General features: G+C 64.1%; 24 protein-coding genes. 16 read left to right on the top strand and 8 right to left on the bottom strand.

Going from position 1 to position 24,779, the window contains the following annotated elements; all coding sequences use genetic code 11:
- Positions 1 to 34 precede the first annotated feature (34 nt).
- Entirely contained in the window at positions 35 to 1,033 is a 999-nt protein-coding gene (locus tag NCR35_RS17400) for a GlxA family transcriptional regulator (RefSeq protein WP_250535336.1), read from the bottom strand.
- Positions 1,034 to 1,124: 91 nt separating this feature from the next.
- Here NCR35_RS17400 and NCR35_RS17395 point away from each other — a divergent pair, with 91 nt between their 5' ends.
- Positions 1,125 to 1,814, top strand: a complete 690-nt coding sequence (locus tag NCR35_RS17395; protein ID WP_250535335.1) for a DJ-1/PfpI family protein — start codon at positions 1,125 to 1,127, stop codon at positions 1,812 to 1,814.
- A 3-nt stretch (positions 1,815 to 1,817) separates the two neighbouring features.
- Here NCR35_RS17395 and NCR35_RS17390 read toward each other — a convergent pair whose 3' ends face one another.
- Both NCR35_RS17390 and NCR35_RS17385 read right to left on the bottom strand, forming a co-directional pair.
- Positions 1,818 to 2,237 carry a GNAT family N-acetyltransferase gene (locus NCR35_RS17390; RefSeq protein WP_250535334.1) on the bottom strand — a complete coding sequence of 140 codons (420 nt, stop codon included), beginning with the start codon at positions 2,235 to 2,237 and terminating at the stop codon, positions 1,818 to 1,820.
- A 1-nt stretch (position 2,238) separates the two neighbouring features.
- Complete coding sequence (locus tag NCR35_RS17385) at positions 2,239 to 2,976, bottom strand: ABC transporter substrate-binding protein (protein ID WP_250535333.1); 738 nt, start codon at positions 2,974 to 2,976, stop codon at positions 2,239 to 2,241.
- A gap of 74 nt (positions 2,977 to 3,050) precedes the next feature.
- Here NCR35_RS17385 and NCR35_RS17380 point away from each other — a divergent pair, with 74 nt between their 5' ends.
- Positions 3,051 to 3,548 (top strand): cupin domain-containing protein, encoded by a 498-nt coding sequence (locus NCR35_RS17380; protein WP_250535332.1) that lies wholly within the window; start codon positions 3,051 to 3,053, stop codon positions 3,546 to 3,548.
- Here the strand turns inward: NCR35_RS17380 and mobB are convergent.
- Positions 3,545 to 4,069, bottom strand: coding sequence for a molybdopterin-guanine dinucleotide biosynthesis protein B (gene mobB, locus NCR35_RS17375; protein ID WP_250535331.1), 525 nt, complete (start codon positions 4,067 to 4,069; stop codon positions 3,545 to 3,547). The two genes, NCR35_RS17380 and mobB, sit on opposite strands and share 4 nt — an antisense overlap.
- A gap of 177 nt (positions 4,070 to 4,246) precedes the next feature.
- On the opposite strand from mobB, the gene NCR35_RS17370 reads away from it, so the two are divergent.
- From NCR35_RS17370 to NCR35_RS17345, 6 genes are all read left to right on the top strand, one after another.
- The gene (locus tag NCR35_RS17370; protein ID WP_250535330.1) at positions 4,247 to 6,772 is read left to right on the top strand and encodes an adenosylcobalamin-dependent ribonucleoside-diphosphate reductase; all 2,526 of its coding nucleotides are present in this window, start codon (positions 4,247 to 4,249) and stop codon (positions 6,770 to 6,772) included.
- Between the two features lie 426 nt (positions 6,773 to 7,198).
- Positions 7,199 to 7,744, top strand: a complete 546-nt coding sequence (locus tag NCR35_RS17365) for a fimbrial protein (protein WP_250535329.1) — start codon at positions 7,199 to 7,201, stop codon at positions 7,742 to 7,744.
- Between the two features lie 117 nt (positions 7,745 to 7,861).
- A complete protein-coding gene (locus NCR35_RS17360; RefSeq protein WP_244850029.1) occupies positions 7,862 to 8,605 on the top strand; it encodes a fimbria/pilus periplasmic chaperone in 744 nt (247 codons plus the stop codon).
- A 141-nt stretch (positions 8,606 to 8,746) separates the two neighbouring features.
- Positions 8,747 to 11,338, top strand: coding sequence for a fimbria/pilus outer membrane usher protein (locus tag NCR35_RS17355; RefSeq protein WP_250535328.1), 2,592 nt, complete (start codon positions 8,747 to 8,749; stop codon positions 11,336 to 11,338).
- 34 nt (positions 11,339 to 11,372) lie between these two features.
- Positions 11,373 to 12,455, top strand: a complete 1,083-nt coding sequence (locus tag NCR35_RS17350) for a fimbrial protein (RefSeq protein WP_250535327.1) — start codon at positions 11,373 to 11,375, stop codon at positions 12,453 to 12,455.
- Positions 12,456 to 12,530: 75 nt separating this feature from the next.
- A complete protein-coding gene (locus tag NCR35_RS17345; protein ID WP_250535326.1) occupies positions 12,531 to 13,049 on the top strand; it encodes a fimbrial protein in 519 nt (172 codons plus the stop codon).
- Between the two features lie 156 nt (positions 13,050 to 13,205).
- On the opposite strand, the gene NCR35_RS17340 is transcribed toward NCR35_RS17345, so the two are convergent.
- A complete protein-coding gene (locus NCR35_RS17340) occupies positions 13,206 to 13,355 on the bottom strand; it encodes a hypothetical protein (protein WP_250535325.1) in 150 nt (49 codons plus the stop codon).
- Positions 13,356 to 14,020: 665 nt separating this feature from the next.
- Here NCR35_RS17340 and NCR35_RS17335 point away from each other — a divergent pair.
- From NCR35_RS17335 to NCR35_RS17320, 4 genes are read left to right on the top strand one after another with little or no spacing between them, the layout of a single operon-like run.
- Positions 14,021 to 14,902, top strand: coding sequence for a lysophospholipid acyltransferase family protein (locus NCR35_RS17335; RefSeq protein ID WP_250535324.1), 882 nt, complete (start codon positions 14,021 to 14,023; stop codon positions 14,900 to 14,902).
- Between the two features lie 42 nt (positions 14,903 to 14,944).
- A complete protein-coding gene (locus NCR35_RS17330) occupies positions 14,945 to 16,174 on the top strand; it encodes an HlyD family secretion protein (protein ID WP_250535323.1) in 1,230 nt (409 codons plus the stop codon).
- A 1-nt stretch (position 16,175) separates the two neighbouring features.
- Positions 16,176 to 18,296, top strand: coding sequence for a peptidase domain-containing ABC transporter (locus NCR35_RS17325; protein WP_250535322.1), 2,121 nt, complete (start codon positions 16,176 to 16,178; stop codon positions 18,294 to 18,296).
- Complete coding sequence (locus NCR35_RS17320) at positions 18,289 to 19,620, top strand: TolC family outer membrane protein (RefSeq protein WP_250535321.1); 1,332 nt, start codon at positions 18,289 to 18,291, stop codon at positions 19,618 to 19,620. Before NCR35_RS17325 ends, NCR35_RS17320 begins: the two co-directional genes overlap by 8 nt.
- 10 nt (positions 19,621 to 19,630) lie before the next feature.
- On the opposite strand, the gene NCR35_RS17315 is transcribed toward NCR35_RS17320, so the two are convergent.
- Positions 19,631 to 20,224, bottom strand: coding sequence for a TetR/AcrR family transcriptional regulator (locus tag NCR35_RS17315; RefSeq protein WP_250535320.1), 594 nt, complete (start codon positions 20,222 to 20,224; stop codon positions 19,631 to 19,633).
- 92 nt (positions 20,225 to 20,316) lie between these two features.
- Between NCR35_RS17315 and NCR35_RS17310 the strand changes: the two genes are divergently transcribed.
- The gene (locus tag NCR35_RS17310; protein ID WP_175941336.1) at positions 20,317 to 20,784 is read left to right on the top strand and encodes a nuclear transport factor 2 family protein; all 468 of its coding nucleotides are present in this window, start codon (positions 20,317 to 20,319) and stop codon (positions 20,782 to 20,784) included.
- 21 nt (positions 20,785 to 20,805) lie between these two features.
- Here NCR35_RS17310 and NCR35_RS17305 read toward each other — a convergent pair whose 3' ends face one another.
- On the bottom strand, positions 20,806 to 21,828 hold the full coding sequence (locus NCR35_RS17305; RefSeq protein WP_250535319.1) for a transporter: 1,023 nt from the start codon (positions 21,826 to 21,828) through the stop codon (positions 20,806 to 20,808).
- Positions 21,829 to 22,057: 229 nt separating this feature from the next.
- Between NCR35_RS17305 and NCR35_RS17300 the strand changes: the two genes are divergently transcribed.
- The 3 genes from NCR35_RS17300 (at position 22,058) to NCR35_RS17290 (ending at position 23,459) form a co-directional block, all read left to right on the top strand.
- Complete coding sequence (locus NCR35_RS17300) at positions 22,058 to 22,405, top strand: hypothetical protein (RefSeq protein WP_250535318.1); 348 nt, start codon at positions 22,058 to 22,060, stop codon at positions 22,403 to 22,405.
- Between the two features lie 62 nt (positions 22,406 to 22,467).
- Positions 22,468 to 22,899: a response regulator gene (locus tag NCR35_RS17295; protein ID WP_250535317.1), complete on the top strand. Its 432-nt coding sequence runs from the start codon at positions 22,468 to 22,470 to the stop codon at positions 22,897 to 22,899.
- Between the two features lie 284 nt (positions 22,900 to 23,183).
- Positions 23,184 to 23,459, top strand: coding sequence for a hypothetical protein (locus tag NCR35_RS17290; protein WP_250535316.1), 276 nt, complete (start codon positions 23,184 to 23,186; stop codon positions 23,457 to 23,459).
- A 121-nt stretch (positions 23,460 to 23,580) separates the two neighbouring features.
- Here NCR35_RS17290 and NCR35_RS17285 read toward each other — a convergent pair whose 3' ends face one another.
- Positions 23,581 to 24,537, bottom strand: a complete 957-nt coding sequence (locus NCR35_RS17285; RefSeq protein WP_250535315.1) for a chemotaxis protein — start codon at positions 24,535 to 24,537, stop codon at positions 23,581 to 23,583.
- Positions 24,538 to 24,779: the final 242 nt, after the last annotated feature.

Here is a 24,779-nt window from a genome sequence, read left to right as displayed (position 1 = left end):
TGAGCTTCAGGGAAAAAAATCGTGCGAAAGCGCGTCAGCCAGCGGATGCGCCGCTTCCTGCAAAACGTTCGCGGTAGGCCTGCGGCGACACGCCGAGCGAGCGCAGAAAGCCGCGCCGCATGGTTTCCTCGGTGCCGAAGCCGCAGCGCGCCGCCACGCGCTTGACGGGCAGCGCGGTATCGCCCAGAAGACGCCGCGCGGCTTCCAGCCGCATCCGTTCGATGGAGCGCGCGGGCGTCATGCCGGTTTGCGCGCGGTAATGGCGCACGAAGCTGCGCTCGCTCATGCCGACGCGCGCGGCGAGCGTCGCGACCGAGAGATCCGCCGCCAGATTCTCGGCGATCCACGCGTGCAGCTCGCCGAAGCGGTCGCCCGCTTTCTGCAACGAGAGCGCGGCGCTGAACTGCGCCTGCCCGCCCGGACGCTTCAGAAACACGACGAGATGACGCGCCACGTCGAGCGCGAGCGCGCGCCCGAGATCCTCCTCGACGAGCGCCAGCGCCAGATCGATGCCCGCCGTCACGCCGGCCGATGTCCAGACGGCGCCGTCGCGAATGAAGATGGGATCCGGTTCCACGCGCACGGCCGGAAAGCGTGCGGCAAGCTCCTCGCAGCGGGTCCAGTGCGTGAGGGCGCGGCGCTCGTTCAGAAGGCCCGCCGCCGCGAGCAGAAAGGCGCCGGTACACACGGACGCCGTGCGCCGCGCATGCCTCGCGTGTTCGCGAAGCCAGTCGACGAGCGCCGTGTCGCGCACCGCGCCATGCACGCCCCAGCCGCCCGCGACGATCAGCGTGTCACAAGGCGCGTCGGCCGCCGGCAGCGGATGGCCGACGAGGCCGAGGCCCGCCGAAGCCGTCGCCGCCGCGCCGGGCATGACCACCCGCGCGCGGTAAGGGCGCGGCATGCCCGCCGCCACGGCCAGCTCGTTCGCCGACGCGAACACTTGCAGCGGCCCGGCGACATCGAGCAGTTGCACGTCGGGAAAGGCGAGAACGTCGACGTCGCGCGGCGTCGGCTCAATTGGGCGGCTCATGGTGGCGTAAAACGTGGGCTGGCTGTCGATTTCGCCATAGCGTAGCCGGGTAACATGGGTTCGTCCACTCACATCCATCAAGGAGAAAGCGATGACCTTGCACATCGGCCTGTTGCTGTTTCCGGGCGTGCAGCAACTCGACATGACCGGCCCCTACGACGTCTTCGCGCACATGCCCGGCGCCGAGGTTCACCTGATCTGGAAGACGCGCGAGCCGGTGCGATCGACGGCGGGCATGGTGCTCACGCCGGACACGACATTCGCCGACTGCCCCGCGCTCGACGTGCTGTGCGTGCCCGGCGGCGGAGGCGTCGGCGCGCTGATGGAGGACGACGAGACGCTCGCGTTCTTGCGCCGGCAAGCGTCGGGCGCGCGCTATGTGACGTCCGTCTGCACCGGCGCGCTCGTGCTCGGCGCGGCCGGGTTGCTGCGCGGCAAGCGCGCGACGACGCATTGGGCGTATCACGCGCTGCTCGCCGAACTCGGCGCGATACCCGTGCGCGAGCGCGTGGTGCGCGACGGCAACGTGCTGACGGGCGGCGGCATTACGGCGGGCATCGACTTCGCGTTGACGCTCGCGGCGGAACTCATCGGCGAGCAGGGCGCGCAGGCGATCCAGCTCGCGATGGAATACGCGCCCGCACCGCCTTTCGATGCAGGCGATCCCGACCGCGCGAGCGCCGATGTGGTCGACATGGTGCGGCAGCACGAGGCGGCGTCGCTGGCGGCGCGGCGCGAGATCACGCAGCGCGTCGCGCAACGGCTCAATGCGAGCGCATGAGCACTAGAAGCGCTTCTGCATGAAGTAGCGCGACCGTTCGCCGTGAAAGACCGGCAGCTCGCCGAATGTCTGATAGCCGCAGCGCGCGTAGAGATCGCGCGCCTGCGGATTGAGCGTATCCAGCCACGCGGCGCCGCAGCCGCGCTTTTTCGCTTCGGCTTCCGCCGCTTCGAGGGCGCGCGTGGCGAGGCCGCGGCCGCGCGCGTCCTCGCGTATCCAGAGCCATTTGACGAAGAGCCAGTTCCACGCGGTGAAGCCCGCGAGTCCGCCGACGAACGCGTCGTCCACGTAGAGCGACACGGCGAGATCGCGATGACCGCTCGGTCCGAGCTGCGCCGCATTGAACGCGGCGAGCCCGCCCGCGACTTCGTCTTCGAACGATTCGTCGATCCAGTCGGTGACGGACACGCTCACGTCGCTCATGTCACACGCTCGCGGCCGGCGCGACGGATGCGCCCTTGATCCCGTGCCGCGCCAGTGCTTCGGCGACGAAACCGGAACGCTTCACGTCTTCGACGAATTCGCGCAGCATGTCGGCGGCTGCTTCGCCGCGCGATTTCGGCAGCCCCATCGCCTGCTGAATCACCATGAAGCGTTCGTTCAACAGACGCAGGCCGGGCGTGCGCGCGGCATCGGCTTCGAGTTGCTGCTTGACGCCCGCTGCGACCTCCAGCCCGTCGCGCAGGAAGGTCTCGACGACCGCTTGCGACGACGCCGCTCGAACGATCTGCGCATGCGTGATCTCGCGCGTGAGAAAGAGGTCATACGCGCTGCCCTTGCCGACCACGATGCGATTGTCCGCGCGGTCCACTTCGTCGTTGCGCGCGAGCGGCGAGTCGTTGCGCACGAGATAGAAGCCTTCGATCAACACGTAAGGCGCAGTGAAGGCGATGCCCGCGCCGCGCGAGGGATCGATCGCGAAGAAGCCGATATCGGCCGCTTCGTTGGTCACGGTCTCCACCGATTTCGCTGCGGTGTCGAAAGCTGCGAACGCAACGTCCACGCCGAGCCGCGACGCCAGTCCCCGCGCGAGATCGACCGATACGCCGCCGGGCTCGCCTTCGGCATCGCGGTGCGCAAGAATGGGATTGCCCAGATTGAGGGATGCGCGCAGCACGCCTGTCGGCGCGATGGCTTGCAGCAAGGTCGAAGAAAGAGTCATGGCTTCGTGCGCCTCATGTTGCATGAGCATGCAGAATACGCGAACCGTGACCACGCTTGCAAAAGGATACCGCCATGCCCGCACCGCTCGATGCCAAAGCCCTCATCACGCGCCTTCGCTTGCAGCCGCATCCCGAAGGCGGCTACTTTCGTGAGACCTATCGTGCAGAGCAGCGCGTGACGCGTGAGGGCGCGAGCGAAACGCGTTCGGCGTCGACGGCAATCTACTATCTGCTCTGCGAAGGCGCGCATTCGGCGTGGCATCGCATACGCTCCGACGAAGTCTGGCACTTCCATGCGGGCGATCCGCTTCTCGTGCATGTGCTCGATGCGCACGGCGCGCTCACCACGCACCGGCTCGGCGACATGACGCAGCATGCCGACACGGTGTTTCAGGGTGTCGTCGCAGCAGGCGACTGGTTCGCCGCGGAATGCAGCATCGCGTCGGGCGCGTCGCTCGTCGGCTGCACGGTCGCGCCGGGCTTCGAATTCAGCGAGTTCGAGCTTGCCCGTTGTGATGAACTCGCGGCGCGGTATCCGCAGCATCGCGAGTTGATCGAACGGCTCGCTTAGCGAGGCAGCGCAATGCCGAGCGTCGCGCAGACGAACGCGCCGATACGCTCGATGTCATCGAGGGCGAGCACCGGCAATGCCGTTTCGATGGCGGCGGCGTCGTCCGTTGCGATGGCGAGCATCTCGACATCGGTCAGATAGAGCGGGTCCTTGCCCGTCGACGGCCGCACGACTTCGAGCCGTGGCATGGCTTCGCGAGCGAAACCTTCCACGATCACGAAGTCGGCGTGCGAAAGGCGCGCGGCAAGCGACGCGAGCGGCGGCTCGGGTTCATCGCTGAGTTCGTGCAATATGGCATAGCGATACGGCGACGCAATCAGCACTTCACTTGCGCCCGCGCGACGAAAGCGCGCACTGTCCTTGCCCGGCGGCTCCAGCTCGATGGAATGATGGCTATGCTTGATGACGTTGACCGTGAGCCCTTGCGCGCGAAACCACGGCAGCAGGGCTTCGATCAACGTGGTCTTGCCTTGGCCGGAGCGCCCGGCAATGCCGAATAGCGGCGGGTGCGACGAATTCATGCGAAGGTTGTGTCGTTATAGTCATCGAACGGGTTCGGCAAGTGTAGCGGCTCCTTAGCGAGCCGGGCCGAATCGCGCTATCGTCAGGCATCGTGCTTGCATCGACCGCGCTGCATTGCGTAACGCGCGAGGCACGTGGAACGTGTCGAGCATCAGCGCACTTCACAGGATCAGGACATGGCCGAAGACAATCCCAGCACCGCTCTCGCTCCGCAGCAGTTTTCCATCGACGTCATGCTCGAAAAGTACGCCAAGGGCGACGAGACGCGCGTCGACGATATCTATCGACGCGTGGCGCGCGGCGTCGCGCTCGCAGAACCGCCCGAAGCGCGCGCGAAGATCGAAGCCGAGTTCGTCGACAACTTCAAGCGCGGCGCACTGGGCGCGGGCCGCATCATGAGCGCGGCGGGCGCGGGCATCGATGCCACGCTCATCAACTGCTTCGTGCAGCCGGTCGGCGATGCGATACAAGGTGTCGATGACAACGGTTTGCCCGGCATCTACGTCGCGCTGTTGCAGGCCGCCGAGACCATGCGGCGAGGCGGCGGCGTGGGGTATAACTTTTCGGCAATCCGTCCGCGCGGCGCGCGCGTGCATTCGACAGGATCGGCGGCGTCAGGGCCGTGCAGCTACATGGACGTGTTCGATGCCTCGTGCCGCACCGTGGAAAGCGCGGGTTCGCGTCGCGGCGCGCAAATGGGCATTCTCGACTGCACGCATCCGGACCTGCTCGAATTCATCGCCGCCAAGCACACGAAAGGGCGCTGGAACAACTTCAACGTATCGGTCGCGGTGACGGACGAATTCATGCAGGCCGTCGCCGATGACGCGGTGTGGCAACTCGTGCACAAGGCGGAGCCGTCGCCGGCGCAACGCGCATCGGCCGATATCCGGCAGCGTGAAGATGGCCTGTGGGTGTATCGCGAAGTACGGGCGCGGGAGGTCTGGGACACGATCATGCGTTCTACTTACGATGTCGCGGAGCCGGGCGTCGTCTTTATTTCGCGCATGAACGACGACAACAACCTGCGCTCGCTCGAAGCCATTCGCGCGACGAACCCATGCGGCGAGCAGCCGCTTCCCGCGTATGGCTGCTGCAATCTCGGGCCGCTCAATCTCACGCGCTTCGTGTCCGAGCCGTTCGCGCAGATGCGTGGCGGCGCGCCGCGCTTTGACTGGGACGGCCTCGCGCGGACGACGCGCACGCAAGTCCGCTTTCTCGACGACGTGCTCGACGTAACGCTCTGGCCGCTGCCGGAGCAGGCGCGCGAAGCGCAGGCGAAGCGGCGCATCGGTGTGGGCTTCACGGGGCTCGGCGATACGCTCGTCATGCTCGGCTTGCGATACGACTCGCAGGACGGACGCGACTTCGCCGCGCGCGTGGCGCGCACCATGCGCGACGAGGCGTATCGCGCGTCCGTGCAACTGGCGCGCGAGCGCGGCGCTTTCCCACTTTTCGACGCGCGGCGCTATCTGGAAGAGGGCACGTTCGCATCGCGCCTGCCCGACGACATTACGAGCGCGATTCGCGCGCACGGCATTCGCAATAGCCATCTGCTTTCCATCGCGCCGACGGGCACGGTCAGTCTCGCGTTCGCGGACAACGCGTCGAACGGCATCGAGCCCGCGTTCTCGTGGACGTATCAACGCACCAAGCGCATGGCGGACGGCTCGCGGCAGAGCTTCGCAGTGGAAGACCACGCGTACCGGCTTTATCGCGAGATGGGCGGCGACGTGAACACGTTGCCTGATTACTTCGTGAGCGCGCTCGACATGTCCGCGCACGATCACCTCGAAATGATGGCGGCGGTGCAGCCTTTCGTGGACACGTCCATTTCGAAGACGGTGAACGTGCCGGCCGACTATCCGTTCGACAAGTTCCAGGACCTTTACTTCGAAGCATGGCGGCGCGGGCTCAAGGGTCTTGCCACTTACCGGCCGAACGATACGCTCGGCGCGGTGCTTTCGGTGACGCCGCAGGAGACGCCGAGCGATTCGCCCGATCCCGAACTCGACCTCGATCCGCTGCGCATCGCGATCGACCATCGGCCGCGCGGCGAATTGCCCGCGATCATCGAAAAGGTCGAATATCTGACGCAAGCGGGCAAGAAGTCGCTGTATCTCGCGGTGTCGTTCATCGAAGTGACGGGGCGCATCGCGGGCGAGGACGTGACCATCGAACGTCCGATTGAATTCTTTATACCGACAGGGCAGAGCGACGAATCGCAGCAGTGGATCACGGCGACGATGCGTTCGCTCTCGCTCGCCGCGCGTGGCGGGTTCGCGGCGCGCACGTTGCAGGACATGCGCAAGGTGTCGTGGGACCGGGGACAAGTGCGGCTCGGCGATGTCGAGCGGCTCGACGGTCATCGTAGTCCGCGTTGGCACGACTCCGAGGTCGCGGCGCTGGCTTACGCGATCCAGCAGATTCTGTATCGACGCGGTTTTTTGGATGCAGAAGGCAATCAGGTTCCTTCGCGCGTGCTCGCGCGCAAGCGCAGCGAGGCGGCGGCGCCTTTACGCACCTTGCAGCCCGAAGACGAGCAGGACGCGCCCGACGACGTGGCTGTAGCGCCTGCCGATCCGCATGGACTCGCGCAGATGCACGGACGTAAATGCGCGACGTGCGGCGCAAATGCGGTGATTCGCAAGGACGGGTGTGATTTCTGTACTGCTTGTGGGGAGATTGGTGCGTGCGGTTGAGGAGTCGCTTCGTTCCTTCGTTCTGAATTCAAAATCCAAAGCGCCATTCCCGCGCCGAAAACCCGAGGTCAGCACGAGTTTCCCCACCTCGCGCTGACCCGTCCTCGCTGCTCCCTTCGCACGCAACGCTGCCTCTTCCCAAGCGAAAGGCAGCTTACATATCGTTCCGTCAATCATTCAAGACGACTTACTAATTAAGAATTCTCGGGTGTCTTTCGAACTCGATTGATTGGAAAATTCCGCCCGGGTGCTTTCAACTGGACGGGCTAAAAATAAACCGAGGGCCACGCCGTCGCTGGCTTACGCAGTGTCGGCCACAGGGGAATGCACTTGTCCGGCGTCAAGGGGAGCGGGCGCTGCTGCGGTATCGGTGCGGCGCCGCGCTCGAATCTGGATCCCACTTTTTTAATTGCTTGGAGTTTCAAAATGAAGAAGTCCTTAATCTCGGCTCTCATCGCTGGCGTGTTGAGCGTGGCTGCCGGCGGCGCGTTCGCGTCCGATGGAACCATCACGTTCAACGGCGCGCTCACGGCCGCCACCTGCACGATCAACGGCAACGGCACCTCGTCGAAGGACTTCACGGTGACGCTGCCGACCGTTTCCACCTCGACGCTGACCGCGGCGGGCCAGACGGCGGGCACCACGTCGTACAGCATCGCGCTCTCCGCATGCTCGCCGGTCACGAGCACGAGCAAGGCATCGGTGTTCTATGAAGCAGGCACCACGGTCGATCCTTCCGATGGCCGTCTGCTCGTGGCTGCCGGCGGCGCGGGCAACGTCAAGCTGGAACTGCTGAACCAGGACGGATCGCAGATCAAGGCGGGCTACTCGAGCGACCTGCAGAACTCGAAGCCGGCGTCCATCGCGTCGGGCGCGGCCACGCTGTACTACGACGTGCGCTACTACGCCACAGGCGCGACGTCCGCAGGTCCGGCGAACTCGTCGGTCGTGTACAGCATCGACTACCAATAAGCGGTGTCGTGACAGCGGACCATTCGCTTCGCACATTCGCGAATGGTCCGGTGCAAGGGCGGGCGCAAGCCCGCCTCTCCTTGATATCGTGCTTCGCTTGGGCGCTTCTTCGTCACTATGAAACTGTTTAGCCGACTCGCATCCGTCGCGGTGCTCCTCGCCGCGATCCAGGGCTTCGCCCCGCAGGCCCGTGCTTCGGTGGTCATCGCCGGTACGCGCGTGGTGTATAACCAGAGCGATTCAGAAGTCACCGTCAAGCTGACCAACAACGGCAAGCTCCCCGGTCTCACCAAAGTGTGGATCGACAAGGGCGATGCCGACGCCAAGCCGGATACGATCGACGTGCCGTTCACCATCACGCCGCCGATGATGCGTATCGATCCGGGCAAGTCGCAGACGCTGCGCATCATGTCGACCGGCGAGCCTCTGCCCGGCGACGCCGAATCCGTGCTCTATCTGAACGTGCTGGAAGTGCCGCCCAAGCCGACAGGCGATGAAGCCAGCGCCAATCAGCTGCAACTCGCGTTCCGTACGCGCATCAAGTTCTTCTATCGCCCGACGGGGCTGAAGGGGCAGGCGAGTGACGCGCCCGAAGCCATCGTATGGCATCTGAAGCGCGAAGGCGGCAAGAACACGCTGGTGGCCGATAACCCGACGCAGTACCACGTATCGTTCGACCGCATCGACCTCACCGATGGCGTGCATACGGCGCAATTCACCGACGGCGGCATGGTCGGACCGGGCCAGAGCCGTGCGTTCCCGCTCAAGGGCGAGCTTCCCGCTGCCGGCGCGAAGGTGCGCTATACCGCGATCAACGACTACGGCGGCCCGCAGGCCGGTGACGCCACGCTCGCGCCCTGACCGGCGGGTTCGCGCCAGTCCCGAGCCGGCTGCCCGACGCCCGCGCCGTCGCGCGCCGCAATGACCCCGTGAAGATGCACTAGCGCGCATGCCCTTGCGGCATGCCCGGGATCGCTGAGCCCGTATATTTCGGATAACTGAATGAAAACGCACTACTGCAGCGCCCATCTGTCCGGCGCGCGATTAAGACCTGTCACGCTGTTCACGCTCCAGGCTCTGGCCGCCATGGGCGTAAGCGCGCATGCCTGGGCGGACGCTTCCGCGCAGCCCGCAGCCGTCGAATTCAACGAGCAGTTTCTCGATTCCGGCGGCGGCCAGAAGCTGGACATCTCACGCTTCAATCACGGGCAGCCGGTCCTGCCGGGCACGTATCGCGCCGATACCTACGTCAACAACGTATGGCGCGGCAAGTTCAGCGTCGACGTGCGCGACTCCACGGAACACCCTGGCGTCGTGCAACCATGCGTGACGACGGATCTGCTCGAACGCTTCGGTGTCGATTTGCGCAAGCTCTCGCCCGAAGCCGCCGCGAAGCTGGAAGCGGCCGGCAATGCTTGCCTGACGCTGCCCGAACTGATCCCGGGCGCCATCGCCACGTTCGACGGCGGCGAGCAGCGTCTCGATGTGAGCGTGCCGCAAATCGCGATGAACAGCAGGGCGCGCGGCTATGTCGATCCGAAGTATTGGGACGACGGCATCAACGCGGGCACGTTGCAGTACAACGCGAACGTGTATCACAGCACCGCCGGCGGCTTCGACAACAATTCGGCCTACCTCGGGCTGATTGGCGGCATCAACCTCGGTCCGTGGCGTTTCCGCTATCAGGGCAACGTCACGCACAACAGTATCAGCGGCTCGCATTATCAAAGCGTGCAGACGTATGCGCAGCGTGCGTTCAAGGACATCAAGAGCCAGTTCACGGTCGGCGACACCTTCACGGACGGCGCGCTGTTTGACAGCTTCGGCTTACGCGGCGCCACGCTCGGCACCGACGACCGCATGTTCCCGGAGTCGCAGCGCGGCTACGCGCCGGTGGTGCATGGCATCGCCAATAGCAATGCCCGCGTGCAGGTCAGGCAGAACGGCAACATCATCTACGAGACGACGGTCGCGCCGGGCGCGTTCGAGATCGACGACCTCTATCCGACGGGCTACGGCGGCAATCTCGATGTGATCGTCACCGAGGCCGACGGCACTCAGCACATCTCGACGGTTCCCTATGCGGCGGCGGTGAATGCGTTGCGGCCGGGGGTCACGCGCTATAGCGCGAGCATCGGCGAGTATCGCGATCCCAACATCGATATTCATCCGTTCGTCTCGCAGTTCACGCTGCAGCGGGGCATCAGCAATCTGGTGACGCTGTACGGCGGCGTGAGCGCGGCGGACATGTACTTCTCGACGATGATCGGCACCGCGCTCAATACGAGCGTCGGCGCGTTCGGTCTCGACGTGACGCAGGCAAGCGCGAGCTTCAAGGGCTACGGCACGCGCAACGGGGCGAGCGTGCGACTCAGCTTTTCGCGCTTGTTCGAGCCGACGAATACGAACATCGCCATTGCCGCGTATCGCTATTCGACGAGCGGCTTCTTCTCGCTGCCCGACGCGATGATGATGCGTCAGTTGAACGCGGAGCATCAACTCGGTCTCATGACCGCGCTGCAAAAGTCGCGCCTGCAGTTCACGCTGAATCAGAGCATCGGCGAGGGCGCGCGCTACGGCTCGCTCTATGCGATGGGTTCGTTCCAGACGTACTGGAACCGCTCCAGTCACGATACGCAGCTGCAGATCGGCTACACCAACAGCTGGAAGCGCATGACCTACGGCGCGTCGTTCGTGCGGCAGTTCCAGGTGAACACGAACCGGTGGGACAACCGCATCATGCTGAACATGTCCATTCCGCTGGGCTTCGGGGCGCACGCGCCGCAGTCGACCACCAACTTCCAGCACGACACCGGCAACAGCAGCTCGACCATCCAGCAATCGGTCACGGGCACGCTCGGCGTCGACAACGCATTCAGCTACGGCATCAACGCGAGCTTCAACGACGGCGGCAGTCACGCGAGCAGTTCCGCGAGCGCGGGCGGCAACGTCGGTTATGTCGCGCCGTTTGCGATGCTTACCGCGAATGCGAGCACGGGCCGCAACTTCTCGCAGGTCGGCGCGGGCATGTCGGGTGGTGTGGTGGCATGGCGCGACGGCGTCGCGTTCACGCCGAACATGGGCGATACGGTCGCCGTCGTCGAAGCGAGCGATGCGGCCGGCGCACGCCTCGCCAACGGTGCGGGCTTGCGCGTGGACCGGTGGGGACACGCTGTCGTCTCCGGCATGCAGCCGTATTCGAACAACGACATCGAACTGGACCCGAAGGGCTTGCCGATCAACATCGCGCTGAAGTCGACCGTGCAGCGCACGGCGCCGACTGCGGGCGCCGTGGTGCGCCTCAAGTTCGAGACGGAGAACATGGGCAAGCCGGCGGTCATGCGCGTCTCGCAGGCGGATGGCCAGCCGTTGCCGTTCGGCTCCGAAGTGTTCGACGCCGAGAATCGCAGCGTCGGCACGGTGGCGCAGGGCAGCCGCATCATCGCGACCGGTTTGAAGTCCGACGCCGGCACGCTGAACGTGAAGTGGGGCGAAGCGCCCGAGCAGCGTTGCGCGGTGCGCTATCAGTTGCCCGCGGTGACGGATGCCTCGAAACCGAACTCCATCAGCATATCGGACGCTGTCTGTCAGTGAGCGCCGTTCACATTCATTGAGTCAGGAAATCAAAATGAAAATCATGGATCGGCTCGCAGCCGGACTGCTGCGGTGTGTGTTGTGCTGGGTCGCTGCACTGGTGTTCGTGCCGTCGTCTGCCTGGGCGACGGCAAGCTGCACGGTCAACTACAGTTCGTTCACGTTGACGCTTCCGCCGTCGGTGGCCGTGGCGCGTGATTTGCCGAATGGATCGATTCTCACGGCATGGTCACTGTCGCCCTCGAAGAACGACTATTGGACCTGCATCGTCACCGGGCAGGTTTATACCGGGACCGACTTCGAAACGGCGGGCATCACGACCGCCGGACCGACCGTGTACACCGCGAACTATCAGGGCGTCGATTTCGAGGTGTATCCGACCAACGTGCCGGGCGTCGGCATCGCAATGGGCGGCTATGTCATTCCGAACAGCCTGCCCGCCGGGCCGCGCACGTTCTCGAAGCTCGGCCGTCAGTGGAATGCGAATGGCACGATCTACAACGGCGGACAGTTGATCGTCGCCCTCGTGAAGATTGGCGACATCACGCCCGGCACCGCGACCGGCATGATCGCGCAGGCGTTCTCGTGGCAGACGCTGACGCCGCCGCCCGCGGGGGACGTGCCGTCGGCCGGTGTCATCAACTTCTATATCACGCCGGTGGTCATCACCGTGCTGACCTGTCAGACGCCCGATGTCACGGTTCCCATGGGCATTCAGGGACCGGCGGACCTGCCGAGCATCGGCCCTGCGCCGAACAAGGTCTCATCGTTCAATATGAGCCTGAATAACTGCCCCGGCGGAACGCCCGTGAGCGGAACATCGGCAGGGCAGATTCACAGCATCCAGTACAGGATCGATCCATCGAACGGACTCGTGTCCGGCTACAGCAACGTGGCCGCGTTGAGCGGATCGCCGAGCGCGGCGGGCGTCGGCATTCAGCTCTACGACAACACGGGCGCGGTGTTTCCCTATGGCACGTATGTGACGCTGAACGGATTCGACAGTACGAACGGCGGCAACTACACCATACCGATGCAAGCGCGCTACTACCGCACAGGCGCGCTCGGTGCCGGTCCCGCGAACGCGACCATGACGATGACCGTGCTGTACCAGTGACCCGTGAAGCGGCGGCATGGCGTGCGTCATGTCGCTGACGAGCGGCCAGCAACAGAGATTAAGGAGAAGCAAAACATGAAGAAGCTGAAGATCGGGATCGTGGCCCTTGGGCTCACGTGCGCCGCGTCGGCGTTCGCGGCCGACGCCACGCTGACATTCACCGGCACCATTATCCTGCCGACGTGTACTGTCGATTCGAATTCCGTCAATCAAACGATCGCCCTCGGGACCGCGAGGACGACGGATTTCGCCGCTGTGGGCAACACGAAGAACCCGACGGCCTTCAATATCACGCTGAACAACTGCGCGACCAACACGAACGTGGCAATGACAGTCAACGGAACCTCCGATACGGTCCAAAGCGTGCTCGCGAACACCGGCACGGCCGCGCAAGTCGGCGTGCAGCTGTTGAAGGCCGTCAACGCAGGCGATACGACCGGCACGCCGATTACCCTGAACTCGTCCCTGAGCATAGGGACTGTGGGTGCGACCAACTCCCTGACCATTCCGATGGTGGCTCAGTTCTATCGCCTCGGTACCATGACAGGCGGCACCGTGTCCGCAACGGCCACCGTCAACTTCGCCTATAACTGATCGGCAGGATTACAGAATATCCGTGCGAGGCCCTATAGTGTTGCGCCGGGTCCGCACGGAGAATTGGGCCGCGTGACACATCAACTGCGTCACTGTCCCTCGAATGTTGGAACCTAGAGAAACTGAAATGCAAAGAATCGAACGAAACGCCCTGACTTACAGCGATGTGGCAGGCGGTGCCACCAAGGCAACCAGCAGCTCGTCATCCTCGACGAACGTCAACATTTCGATTGCCGGAGCGTCGAGCGGGTCCGGCGGCAGCAACAACTCGAATGACAAAGCCACCCTCGCGATCGGAGTGAGCACGTACTGATCGCGCGCTTAGTCGAACAGGCCATCCTCGTCCAAGGGTGGCCTGTTTTTTTTGCGGATTCGAGCAGCGCGGGATTGCTGCCATTGGTCAGTTGCGTGCGTGATAAGTCTGCGTCTTCACACGGATAGCGCGCCACTTTGCTTACGAGTCGATTAATACCTTGCCATTACCAAACGAATCATCGTCGGGAATTGCTTCTTGTCGCTTCTTTCGGAGTTTTCGCGGTTTACCGTCATACGCGAACTATCTAATATCCATCGTTCAGGAATATTAAATGGTTCCTGACGAAGCCCGGAGGTATGAAGGGCGGGTGATCGAGTGGACTGACATTAGTTCGGACCACGTATATTCAGCAACTGGCAGGAGGAATGAAATGCAAAAGATCGAACGCAATGCACTGGCTCAAGCAGCACTGGCAGGCGGTTGCCACAAGGCAAGCAGCCGCTCGTCGGCGAACACGACGGTGGTTATTTACATCCAGGGTAAGTAACTCGCTTCGCTTCGCATAACCGGCTGTTTTCCCGCCTGCGCCGTTTCCGCGGGGAATAGCCAAAGCGGGGCGGGGCCGCGGACCCGCCCCGCCGTGTTCCAGAAAGAGTTCGTCATGCCTGCTTTGCGTCCCGCGTTGAAAAAATGGCTTGCCCTACGAAAGCATCGCATGCGCCGTTTCATCGTCGGCCGAATTCCCATGCGTTCGGTCGAAGCGCTTGCGCGTTTGTCGTGGAGCGTGCGTAGCCTGTTCGACGCGACTTGTCGCGCGAATGGCCGTATTCGCGCCGAGATTGCAGGCTCAGTCCTTCGGTTGCCACAGAGCCGCGCGAACCGGGCGTGTTTCGGCGCGCAAGTCGAAAAGCTCATCGATCAGCGCATCTATTTTGGGCGCGATATTCGCAAGCGGGAAGCGTGGGCGGATCTGGATGCCATCGCGACCGTCCTGGTGACAGCCGTCCAAAAACTGAAGCGCGAAGCGCCTGCGCGCCCGGTCTTCATCTCGCCGTTCCACTTCGTCTCTCAATACGCGAACATCTATATCGTTGAGCGCATGGCGGCGCTGCTCGGTTTGCAGTCGATGTCCGTGGTGTCCGGCGTGCCGCGTAATCAATACGGCGACGACCACGCGCTGATTCCTGGCATCAAGGTGCTCTACACCTATGGCGACGCCAACCGCAACGGGCTAGGCGTACGTGTGGCGCGCTCGCTCAAGCGCGACGGCGTGGCGGTGCTCTTCAGCGACGTGCCGCCGTTCACCATGCACCGTTACCCGATGGAGACGGTGGAAGTCACCATGTTCGGCAAGAGCGCCCGCATACACAACGGCGTGTTTCGCATGGGTGAGACGTTCGGCGCGGTGCTGCTGCCGTTCTATCTTCGCTTCGCGCATGGCCGCTTCGAGGCGCGGCTGTTCGATCCTCTTCCACTCGGCGCGCCCGAATCGCCGCAGCGTCTTGCCGGCTATATCGAAACGGCGCTCGCCGACAACTACGAGCAGTGGCTCCCGGCTGGCCATCCCGCCATGTACGCATTCGCGCCCTCGCGATAGACGCTTCACGCGAACCGGCATTCGTATTACACGCAACTATTCATGCAACCGACCGATATTCCCGAATTCAAAGATGTCCCGTGGCGCTGGATAGCGTACGCCACATCGATCTTCACGATCGTCGCGGTTGCCTTCGGTTTCGTGCATGAAATCGAGCTCAAGCAGGACGTGACCGGCGAGGTCGTTTCCGCATCCGAGGTCAAGATCCAGGGGTTAGCGGGGCTCGTATCGGCGATCTACGCGCGGCCTTCGGAGCATGTCGATCCGGGCACGCCGCTGTTCCGTCTTCAGCGCGACTTTTCGCTGACAACGGACGGCCTGCGTCGGCAAGCGTTCGACGAGAAGATGCGCGACGACCAGATCCGCTCGATCGACGAGCAGTACAGCGAGCGCCGGGTTCAGTTGAATGCGCAGCGGGAGACGGCGCGGCTGAGCGAAGCCAGCAAGCGCGCGGAACTCGGCTCGCTCGACGCCCAGATCGCGCAAAACACCCAACTCGTCGGCGAATTCGAGCAACGGCTCGCGCGCCTCAATTCGGTCTCCGACTACGTGACGGCGGACAAGCTCGAACAGGCTCGCGCCGACGTTCATCAGGGCAAGGTGACGGTCGCGCAGAGCATCGCGCGCAGACAGCAACTCGCAGGTGAGTTGGGCGCGTCCACCAGCAGCCAGACCGATCTCGAAGCGCAGTTGCGCGAGCTGGATGCACGCCATGCACGCGACGTACAGGACGTTCGCGCGCGTTTCGAGCGCGAACGTCAGGACTCGACGGTGTCCGCGCCGAAGGGCGGCGTCGTCACGTTTTCCAGTCTGGTGGCGGGCCGCATGCTCGCGACCGGCGATGTCGCGATGGTGATTTCCACCCAAGCGAGCGGCCCGCTGCGCGTGGCGTTGAGCATTCCATCGCGCCGACGCGGCTTCGTGCGCGAAGGCCAGATCGTGCGCCTCAAGTTCGATGCGTTCCCGTATGCGAAGTTCGGGACGTACGAGGCGCGCATCGATTCGATTTCGGGCACCACGGTGCTGCCCGCGAGTCCGGTCGCGCCGCCCGGCACGCCCGGCGCGCCCGACCCGTCGGAAGAGACGCAAACCACGAAGGAGTCCGACGGCGATTACTTGGCCTGGGCGACGCTGCGCGGCAATACCTTCGATTTCGACGGGCAGCACTTCAAGATTCTTCCGGGCATGCGCGCGACGGCCAGCATCGTCGTCGAGCGCCGGACGATTGCCGAGTGGGTCCTGGCGCCGCTGTTCAGAATTCTGAGAGGTTGATGTGCGCGTTATCTATCAAAACGAAGTCGCCGAATGTGGCTATGCGTGTCTGGCGATGGTGCTGTCCCATCTCGGACGCGCGACCGAAGTGCGCGAACTGTCTGCGTACAAGCCGATCTCGGCCAATGGCCTGTCGCTCATGGACCTGTACGATGTCGCCACCGACTTCGGGCTTGCGGTGCAGGCGTATCGTTTCGATGCATCGGACCTATCGGCGGTCAAGAAGGGCTCGATTCTTCACTTCGGCGGCGCGCACTTCGTGGTGTTCGAGAAAGCGGGGCACGGCTATGTCCGTGTGATCGATCCCGCTACCGGTCGCCGCCGCGTGTCGATGGACACGTTCCGCTCCGCCGTCTCGGGCTTCCTGCTCGAGTTCGCCCCCACGTCGCAGATGCCGCGCATTCGCGCGAAATCGCGCGTGCCGGCGGCGCTCAAGCGCGTGCGGGCGCTCAGTCCGCAGATGAAGTCGCAGATCGGCAAGATCGTGTTCGTCGCGCTCGGCAGCCAGTTCGCCATTCTCGCCGCGCCGTACTTCGGCAACCTCGTGCTCGACTACGTGGTGGCGGCGGACAACCGCAATCTGCTGAACGTGCTCGTCGCGACCTTCGCCAGCATCTTTTTGCTTGGGGCGCTGAGCGAATTCGTTCAGAAGTACCTCACCGAGTTGCTGTACAACATCACGCAGATCAACTCGACCGAGGGCCTGCTCGGCCATCTGCTGCGCAATCCGATGCCGTGGTTCGAGAAGCGCCACGTGGGCGATGTCTTCGCGCGCGTGAAGGCGCAGGACGAGATCAGCGTGTTCACCACGCGCACCACGGTGTCGCTCTTCATCGACCTGACTGTCGGCGCGCTCGCGCTCGTGCTGATGCTCATACAGAGCCGTCAACTGGCCGGCGTGGCGTTGCTGATCTTCGCCGTCTACGTCGCGCTGGCGGTCAGCATGTTCGCCGCCATGCGCGATAACCATGCGCTGGTGCTGGAAACGTCCGCGCGCTGCGACGATTCGCTGATCGAGACCATTCGCGCTGCCTCACTGCTGAAGCTGGCGCAGGGCGAGACGCGGCGCACCGCCATCTACATGACGATCTACAAGGCGTATGCGGCGGCGCTTCTCAAGAGCAGCCGTCTGACGTGTACCCGCGACGGCTTGCTGAAGCTCGTGACTTACGCCGATACCATCGTCATCACGTGGCTGGCCGCGCGGCTGATGCTCGGCGGGAAGGTGTCGGTCGGCGTGTTCTATTCGTTCCTGATCTACAAGTCGCTCATGTCCGAGCGGCTCGCGAGCGGGATCAACGCCACGTTCCAGTACTTCATGCTGAGCGTGCCCACTGCGCGCGTCGACGATATCGTGGAGAGCGAGAACGAACGCTATACGCCGCTCGCGAATACTCAGCGCGCCACCGAAGTACGGTCCTTCAAGGACATCGAAGTGCGCGACGTGACGTTCAGCTACGGCATTTCCGACGAGCCGGTTCTCAGGAACGCGAGCATCCATATTCGCCGGGGCGAAAAGATCGCGATTACCGGTCCTTCGGGCAGCGGCAAGTCCACGCTTTTCAAGCTGCTGTCGGCGGCGGAACCGCTGCAGCACGGACATATTGCGCTCAATGGCATCGCATGGCCGAACCTCACGGTCGATGAAATTCGCCGCCATCAGGCGCATATGCGGCAAGGCGACATCATTCTGCACGGGTCCATTGCGGATAACGTGACGCTGTTCGCCGCCGAGACGGACGAAGACCGCATTCACGCGATTCTCGCCGATGTCGGTCTCCTCGACGACATCATGCGTTTGCCGATGCGCACGCGCACCGTCATCAGCGACACCATTGCCAATATCTCCGCCGGTCAGCGGCAGCGGCTGTTGCTCGCGCGCGCCCTGTATCAGCAGCGCGAACTGCTGCTGCTGGACGAACCGACATCGAACCTCGATCCGGCGTCGGTGCGGCGCATCGCGTCGCTGCTGCGTAATCTCGATCGCACGGTCGTCGTGATTACGCATGACATGTCGCTCGCTTCGGCGTTCGACACGCGCTATCGGTTCGCTGCGGGCGCGCTGGTGCCGGAGAGCGATGCATCGAGCACGGCCACGGCAGGCGAGACGCTCCATGCTTAAGCGACGCATTTGGCTGGCCGGGCTGGCGTGCGCGCTCGTCCTCGTCGATGCCGCACGCGCTGACGATCTGGTCGCCATCGTGCAACAGGCGCTCGATCACGACGCGGAACTCGGCCAGGCGCAGGCCGCGTATGAAGCCGCGAAGCAGGCGGTGCCCATCGCTCGGGCGGCGCTCTTGCCGCAGATCGCGGGCGGGTGGGGACGTTCGTACAACCGCATCGACATGGACGGTTTTCCGCGTCAGAAGTATTGGCAGAACGGCTGGATGGTGACCGTGACCCAGCCGCTCTTCGACTGGAGCAAGTGGACCGCTTACCGGCAGGCCGATTTCGTCGTCGCACAGGGCGCGGTGGATTTTGCCGGCGCACAACAGGCGTCGATTCTGCGGGCCGTGCGCGCGTATTTCGACGAGCTTGCCGCCGAGGACGAAGTGAAACGGAGCACGGAGTATCTCGCCGCCATCGACGCGCAACTGGAGCAGGTGCGTCGGAAGCGCGCCGTGGGCGAGGTGACGCTCATCGACCAACGCGAGGCCGACACCGCCCGCGAGCAGGCGCAGTTGCAACAGGTCGATGCGCGTGAAGAACTGAGTGCAAAGCGCCGCGCGTTGCAGCAAGTGACCGGGCGGCCGTTCGCGGCGCTCGCCCCGTTGCCGGCGGGCACGGCCTTGCCGACGCTCGCGGGAGGCGAGGAATCGTGGATCGAGCAAGCCAAGGCCCGCGGCTACGAGGTGCAGTCGAAGCAACTCGGCTGGGAGATCGCCAAGTTCGATTCGGCCAAGGCGAGGGCGGCGCATTATCCGGTCGTCAGCGTGACCGGCAGTTATACGCCCGCCGGCGCCGCGTCGGGTTATGCGCGCCCGACGACGACCACGACCGGCATGCTGCAGATTCAGATTCCGCTTTATTCCGGCGGCGAAATTCAGGCGCGCATGAAGCAGTCGCTTGCTCTCGAAGACAAGGCCAAAGAGAGCTACGAGCTTGCTTCGAATCAGGCCGAGGCTTCGGCCCGCGACAACTTCGCCAAGTACGTGCGCGAACGCCAGCGGACGGACGCGCTTTCGCATCTCGTGGAAAGCGCCCGCGATACGCTCAGTGCCACCGAAGTCGGTTTCAAGATTGGAAGCCGGACCGGCAACGACGTGCTGCGCGCCATCGACACGCTGTACACCGCCCGCCGCGATCTGCTGCGCTCGCGTTATGCGGCGGTTGTGGCGTTTCTGCAGTTGAAGGCGGACGTCGCTACCTTGAGCACCGACGACATCGCGGACCTGAACGGCAAACTCTGCTGCGCATTGCAGACGTCGAGCGCGGACGCGCGTTAGGCGTCGCCCATCACTCCGCGCTCGTTGCCGCGCGCTTCACCGCGCGGACCACGCGTGCGAGGGCTTTCAACGCATCGGCGGGGGCGTCGGCGAATTGCGCCGCGACGATCGCCCCATCCACCGCGAGCGCGAGCGCCTGCGCGTCCGCCTTCGCGGTGCGTGACGGCGGCATCAGCGCGCGAATCGCGGCGGTCATGTCGCGCTTGTGCCGCCGCGCGATCTCGACGGCCTGCGGCAGCGTGCCGCCCACTTCGACCACCGAATTGATGAAGGCGCAGCCGCGATACGCGTCGCCGCCGAACCATTCGGCGAGCGTCGGTACGAGCGCCGACAGTGTGCCGCCGTGACGCGAAAGGCCGTCGCGGAACCACGTCATCCAGTTGTCGTGCCGATATTCCAGGAACGCGACGATGAGATCGTCCTTGCTCGCGAAGTACCGATAGAACGTCTTCTTCGCCACGCCCGATTCCGCGATCACCCGGTCGATTCCCGTCGCGCGGATGCCGTCGCGGTAGAAGAGGTCGTGCGCGGTGCGCAGAATGCGGGCATCCGGTGGAAGCTCGGTGGGGTCGGTGGAATCGGCGGGGGAGGCGATCATGTTCATGCGGCTAATTGTAGACAGGTCTGTCTACCTGCGCTAGAGTGCGCTTCAGGTAGACAACTCTGTCTACCGCGCCAACGTCAACAGGACATGCCATGGAAACCAGACCGCCTCTCCCGCCGTTCGACGCTGAAACTGCCGCCCTCAAGGTTCGTCTCGCCGAAGACGGCTGGAACACGCGCGATCCGAAGCGCGTCGCGCTCGCGTACACCGAGGACACGCGCTGGCGCAATCGCGCGGAGTTCGTCAACGGACGCGCGGAAGTCGAGGCGTTTCTGCATCGCAAGTGGGTGCGCGAGCTGGATTATCGGCTCATCAAGGAACTGTGGGCGTTCACCGGAAACCGCATTGCCGTGCGCTTCGCGTATGAATGGCATGACGATTCGGGCAACTGGCATCGCAGTTATGGCAATGAGAACTGGCAGTTCAACGAGGCCGGGCTGATGACGCATCGGCATGCGTCGATCAACGATCTGCCGATCAAGGAATCCGAGCGCAAGTATCACTGGCCGCTCGGGCGCCGCCCCGACGATCACCCGGGACTGAGCGATCTCGGGCTGTAGCCGAAGAGAGGCGGGCGATGCTCACATATCGCGCCGCCGGCGGAACGCCCACCATCCGGCGAGCACGGTGAAGCTCGCGACGATCGCCACGAGCAGCCAGAAGCCGTGATGGTTCTCGGCGAGCGGTATGCCGCCGACGTTCATGCCGAAGAAACCGGCCACGATATTGATCGGCAACGCGAGCACGGTCACGAGCGTCAGCGTGAAAAGCGTGCGGTTGCTCTGCTCGTCCATGCGCGTCGCGATTTCTTCCTGCAGCAGCTTGATACGCTCGACGAGCCCGGCGAGGTCGTTGAGGACGAGCGAGAATTCCTCGGTCGCGTCGCGCAGGTCCTGGATGTCCTGCGCGTGCAGCCAGCGCGGCGGGCGCGCGAGCAGCCGGAACACCGAGCCCGGTTCGGGCGCGAGCAGCCGTTGCAGCCTCACGAGCACGCGCCGCTGCGCGCCGAGATCGGAGCGGGTGGTGGACGCGTGCGTCGATAGAAAGCGATCCTCGATGCCGTCCACTTCCGCGCTCGTCCGCCGCACGATCTGCACGAGCAGATCCGCCTGATCGCGCAGCAGATGCGCGAGCAGCTCCGCCGGCGAGCGGAAGACTTCGCCGCGCCGCACCGACTCGCGCAGCGAATCGACGGAACGCAGCGGCTTCATGCGCGCCGTGACCAGCAGCTTCTGGTGCGTGTAGACCCAGAGCGTCGCAATCTCCGAGGGCGTCAGCTCGAAATTGAACATGACGTCGTTGATGACCGCGAACAACGCGCCTTCCTGATGCTCGATGCGCGTCGAATGCGAGCCCTCGTGCAGCGTGTCGAAGAATGCGTCGGGCAAGCCGAGCCGGGTTTTGATCCATCGCTCGCATGCGCTGTTGGCGAGGTCGAAGTGCAGCCAGAGGAACTCTTTCGCCGTGTCGTCGCGGCCGACCCAGTCGCTTGCCTGCTCCGAATCGATGGGCTCGCCGGGTTGATCGACGCGAAAGCGGAAGCCGCAGACGAGGCCGGTGAAGTCGGAACCGTAGAGCGATGTTTGCGGGATAGCGGTTTTCATGCGGTCGTTATGTGCGGTCGAAGACTGGCGGCTTGCTTCGTCAGGCGCTAGTGTGCCACCGCTCGGGCTCGCGACGCGGCTCGGGTGTGCTCGCCCGCGGAAACAGTCGCGACATTCGTGCCGCGGAATGTAAGAATGATTGTCATATTGACGGCGTATGATGACCGCGTACGCGACGATAGACGCCGTTCCCGGCGCGCGCCGACTGTCAAACTTGGGGAGAAGGCTTGTGGACGATGACCGTGACGATCTGGATGGCGCGACGCAAACCACCGCAGCGGGACTGATACGCCTTGCATCGGTGATATCCGGTCTCGCGCGCGAAGGCGCGCTCGACACGCGCTTCGGCGCAAAGCTCTACAAGCGGCTCGACAAGGAAGCGCGGCGCGTGGCGGCCGGCGGCGAGCCGGCCTGCGAGGAGGCCGACCGCGATGCGCTCGTGGCCGCGCTCGGCGAACTCGACCTGGCGCTGCGGCAGCGCGACGCCGCCTCGCTCGTTCAGGCGAATGCGCGCCTGCGCGAGAGCGAAGAAAACGCCGCGAAACGGCGCAAGGGCAAGCGCGAAGCCAGCGCCTGACCGGTCGTCCGGGCTGGCGCGATTCGTGCGGTACGGCCGTCAGACGAATATCTCGACTTGCCATGCCCGTGAATTTGCATTCGCCCCGATGCGCTCTCTGGACCAACCGCAGTATCGACGTCGATCTCCCGTGCTGGCGGATTCTCGTCGTCGATGACAACGCTTCCAGCGCCGAGGCGCTCGCCGCGGCGCTCACCGCCGACGGATTCGAGACGCGAGTCGCGCTGTCCGGCGTCGATGCGCTTCATGCGGTCGACGGCTGGGTGCCGCACATCGTCATTCTGGACATCAGCATGCCGGAGCACGACGGCTTCGCGACCGCGCGTGTGCTACGGCGCATCGCCCGGACGCGCGACGCGGGGATCATCGCGTTCACCGCGCTCGGCGAAGAACTCGTGCGCACGAAAGGGCTGCACGCCGGCTTCGACGCGTACTGCCAAAAGGGCAACTCTCCCGAGACGCTCGTCCATCTGATGCAGCGTCTCGTTCACTGACAACGTCCCGAATCGCGCTTTGAAGCGCGTGATTGTTCTGTCCCTAGCGAACAGCGTCGTCGACGCGGACCATGCTCTGCGCCTTATGCGGCGCGGCTTCAAGCCATTTCGCACGCCCGTGCGGCCAGCGATTGTTGGCGCTGGATGAAAAGTGTATTGAAATATATCGGGATAAAAAAACGATAGTAGGGGTATACACTGTTTTCCATCGACGTAGCAGACAGTTTCTCGCAAGACCGCTGCGGCGCTTTCTGATTGAACGTCAACCGTCTTTGGAGCACACCATGAAACGCAATCTTCTCGCTACCCTGCTTATCGCCGCTTCCGCCACCCTCGCTGCGCCCGCTTTCGCAAGCGGCTACGGCCCGGCTCCGTTCTATCGCCCGGCCACCGGCGCTCCGACGTCGCAACAAGGCCCGAGCGCACAAGCGATCGCTGCTGAAGAGCACGCACACGGCGTCGACGCTAACGCCTACGGTGGTTCGCGTGACTCGCTGGCTCAGTCCGGCGCCCGCACGCAAGCAGCAAACAGCACCAACTCGGTCTTTTTCGGTCACTAATCGAACCGGTCTGGCCGGCTTATCCGCCGGCTCTCAAGACTGAAGCGACCCATTCGGCGCCCGGCGCGGCAGACTCACAAGGTCTCCCCGCTCCGGGCGCCGATGCTTTTGTACCGCCGTTTCAGGCGTTGACGATCGCGCCGCGCATCACGGTGGCGAGTTCCGACGCCTCGAACTTCGACACATACGCGTTCGCGCCGACCTTGCGCACGTGCTGCTCGTTCGCCGATCCCGACAGCGACGAGTGAATCACCACCGGAATGTGCTGCAAGCCGCTGTCCGCCTTGATGCGGCGCGTGAGCGTGAAGCCGTCCATCTCGGGCATTTCGAGGTCGGTGAGCACGAGCGCGATTTCGTCGGAGACCTCGGTGCCGTGCTTCTGCGCCTTGCGCAGCGCGGCTTCGAGCACATCCCACGCTTCCTGTCCGGTCTTCGTCATGACGAACGGCACGCCCATCGCGGTCAGGCTCTGTTCGATCAGCGCCCGCGCGACGCCCGAATCGTCCGCGGCCAGCACGCGTGCGCCCGGCTTCAGTTGCAGACGGCCGGTGCGCGCTTCCGTGATGTCCGCTTCCTGGCCCGGCAGCACGTCCCGCACGATGCGCTCGACATCCAGCACCTGCGCGAGGCGCGATCCGTCGACGTTGCCATCGAGGCGCGCGAAACTCGTCACCGTGCGACCGCTCGAATGCGACTCCGCCGACAACACCTGATTCCACTCCAGCCGCACGATATCGTCGACTTCCTCGACCGCGAAACCCTGCGTCGTGCGCGCGAACTCGGTCACGAGCAGAATTTTCGGGCCGTTCTTCGGGCGGCAGCCGGTGATGCGCGCGAGGTCGATCACCGGAATGATCTGCCCGCGAATGTCCGCGACGCCGAGAATTTCCTCGCTCGAACCGGCGACGGCGGTGATCGTCGGCATCGCGAGAATCTCGCGCACCTTGAAAACATTGATGCCGTACAGTTCGCGCTGCTCCGAATCCGGCGCCTCGCCCAGCTTGAAGAGAAGCAACTCGAACATGTTGCTGCCCGCGAGCCGCACGCGCTGCTCGATATCCTGTTGTGAAGTGCTCACTGCTTCTCCTGTGATGTGGGCGCTTGCGCCGCGTAGTCCTGGCGGATGACGGAATTCCCGCGCGATGCCTGATTAGCGGCAGGAATCGGCGAAACTGAAGGCAGGCAAAGCACAGGTGCCACGGCGATGCGTGTCCTATACTCTTCGCGAATGGTCGGGTTAATGCCGATGAAGGCATCGGACCGGAAGCCTTACGCTCATACAGCGCAGCAACGTGTTCCGGATACAACGCAGCGCGCCTG

The organism is Caballeronia sp. AZ10_KS36 (assembly GCF_023631105.1).
In the GTDB taxonomy this organism is placed as follows: domain Bacteria; phylum Pseudomonadota; class Gammaproteobacteria; order Burkholderiales; family Burkholderiaceae; genus Caballeronia.
This window is presented reverse-complemented; position numbering and strand designations above follow the sequence as displayed.